This window comes from Aeromonas sp. LsrichE-8G (genome assembly GCF_022869435.1).
GTDB lineage: Bacteria > Pseudomonadota > Gammaproteobacteria > Enterobacterales > Aeromonadaceae > Aeromonas > Aeromonas caviae.
In genome coordinates, this window is sequence record NZ_JALIHH010000154.1 from 1 (window position 1) to 2,411 (window position 2,411).

2 protein-coding genes, 1 other RNA gene and 1 pseudogene are annotated in these 2,411 nt (G+C 57.0%); 3 read left to right on the top strand and 1 reads right to left on the bottom strand.

The genetic code is table 11. The features are described from left to right. Positions 1–146: 146 nt before the first annotated feature. The 3 genes and pseudogenes from MUW49_RS17935 to MUW49_RS17945 all read left to right on the top strand — a co-directional run. Positions 147–584 (top strand): annotated as a pseudogene (locus tag MUW49_RS17935) (sulfite exporter TauE/SafE family protein); the annotation flags it as partial. A 102-nt stretch (positions 585–686) separates the two neighbouring features. Next, an RNA gene (gene ffs / locus MUW49_RS17940) (signal recognition particle sRNA small type) lies at positions 687–783 on the top strand. A gap of 84 nt (positions 784–867) precedes the next feature. Continuing rightward, on the top strand, positions 868–2,007 hold the full coding sequence (locus tag MUW49_RS17945) for a site-specific integrase (protein WP_244813044.1): 1,140 nt from the start codon (positions 868–870) through the stop codon (positions 2,005–2,007). Between the two features lie 320 nt (positions 2,008–2,327). Here MUW49_RS17945 and MUW49_RS17950 read toward each other — a convergent pair. Continuing rightward, positions 2,328–2,411, bottom strand: an 84-nt coding sequence (locus tag MUW49_RS17950; RefSeq protein ID WP_244812789.1) for a transposase, incomplete at its 5' end; no start/stop codon positions are given.

Below are 2,411 nucleotides of genomic sequence, written 5' to 3' on the forward strand. Positions count from 1 at the left end.
GAGGGCCGTGGTCAGGGCGTGCATCGAGAAGACAGATTATCCCATCCCGGCAGAACTGATGCCGTCAACCCCGTCCTGGTGAATAGATACGTAATGGGAATCCCCCTCCTGTGACGCGAAGCGCTAAGGTGGGGGAGGATGTCAAGGCCCTGCAGATGGGGCTCAATCTGAGGCCAAAAGCGGAGCGACACATGCCGGGCCCCCTTGGTACCGGGATCGCCGGCACCGTCATCGGCTGGATGTCGGCCTTGTTCGGCATCGGTGGCGGCTCGCTGACCGTGCCTTACCTCACCTGGAATTCGGTGCCCATGCGCAACGCCGTGGCCGCCTCCGCCGCCTGCAGCATGCCCATCGCCCTGGCAGGCAGCCTCAGCTACCTCTATGCCGGTTGGGGAGACGTCGATCTGCCCGAGTGGAGCGTCGGATTCATCTATCTGCCGGCCCTGCTTGGCATCGTGCTCACCAGCACCCAGTTTGCCCGTCTGGGCACCAGACTGGCACACAGAATGTCACCCCGGCGGCTCAAGCAGGCCTTTGCCCTGCTCATGTTGCTGGTGGGTGCCAAATTCATGCTCTTTAGCTGAACCCTTGGCCAGATTGTTGAAAAATAAGGCGAACAGCTCGCGCTGCGGCAGAAAGCCGTTGCATTGAGGGGCCAGTTTGCCTATTCTCCTCGCCGGTGGTCCTATTGGTCCTCTCGCATTGATAACCCGTCGACCTGGTCAGGACCGGAAGGTAGCAGCCAAGGCGGGGGACTCGAGTGCCGGGATGTGGCTGGTAGGGCCACCACCTGTTTCTGCTATTCAATAAGTTAGCTTCCTAAAGCCCTTGGTCATCCATTTTGTGTGGACGACGAGGAGCTCATCGATGAATCTCTGGCTCAGTCCCCACGGCATCTGGTATTACCGGAAAGTCACCATGCTCCCCTGTGGTCGTCGTAAAGAGATCAAAAAATCCCTGCATACCCGAGACAAGCTTACGGCACGAAGCAAGGTTGCCCAGTTGCTTGCCTGTGTGCGTTCCAGAGCTCAGCCAGTCGTGCAATCCGCAAGCGAGCCAGAGAACCCTCAACCTCAGTCGCACATCAAGCCTGCTGTTCCGGCGGCCAAACCGCTTGCTCCGCTCTTGTCGGTCTTGAGTGACCGCTATCTGAAAGAGAAGGCCCTCTCCTGGGCACCGAAAGAGCTCAGCAACCAGAAGAACTACATCGGCTGCTTCATCAAGGCGCTGGGTGATAGACCGGCCGCTGACTATGGGAAAGCGGATGTGGTCAAGTTCAAGGAGGGCCTGCTGAACTCCGGCAAGAGCCCGACCACCATCAACAAGTATCTCCAGAAGCTCTCCCTGCTGTTTAACTGGCTGGCTAACCATCAGGATGGGGTCATCAACCACTTCGCCGGATTGAAGCTACAGCGAGCCAAGGAGGTGAACTCACGAAGTGGGTACACAGCGGAAGAACGTCGCAAGTTTATCGGGTGGGCTAAGCAGCAAGAGCCCCACCGTAGGTGGATTGCTCTGCTGGGTCTGTTCACCGGAGCTCGTGCCAACGAAATCTGTCAGCTCTATGCCGATGATGTGCAACAGGTTGACGGTATATGGTGCCTGAATATTCGCAGTGGACGGCCAGACCAGAAACTCAAGACGGCCAATAGTGCTCGTCTCGTTCCTCTCCATCGGCACCTTCTCCAGAGCGGTTTCATCGAGTTTGTGAAGGGGAGGATAGGGGGACGCATCTTCCCTGAGCTTCCCCATCGACAGGACAGTTACAGCCACCTGTGGGGGCAGTGGTTTAGCCGCCATCGCCCCGTCGACAAGGACTTCCACAGCCTGCGGCATACCGTGGGGGCAGCACTCAAAGATCACGGAGTGCCATTGCAGTATGCGGCGGCGATCTTGGGTCACACCAACGGGGCGATCAGCTATGACCGATACGGTGGGGATGTCTCGCTGGAGAAGCTCAGCGAGGTGATAGAAGCGGCCCTCTCATCCTTTGCTGATGCCGGATAAAAGGAGGGATGGGTCTGCCGATCTGCTGAAATTTTGGCAGATTTAAGAACTTTTTCTACGAAGTCTCATACAGAAAAAGTTCTATAAATAGCTGAAATTTCTGCAGATTGATTGCTTGGTTTGAGCCCTTTGCTTTTGTTGGCGGGGAAAACGGGAAAATCAAAAACAGCAGAGGGGCCCGCAGGCCCCCCATTCGTTACACTGTGTAGTTAGCTCCTGTTTCCGGCTGCTCCCTACGGACTGAGACCGTCATGTCAGCCATCTTAAATGCGAAAGGGGACTCCCTCCGACGTAGGTGGGAGGGGAATTTCGCCGGGGCGTCAGCCCCGCTGGTTTTGAATGTATTGCTTGATCACCTCTAACGGCGCACCGCCGCAAGAGCCCACAAAGTAAGAGCGTGACCA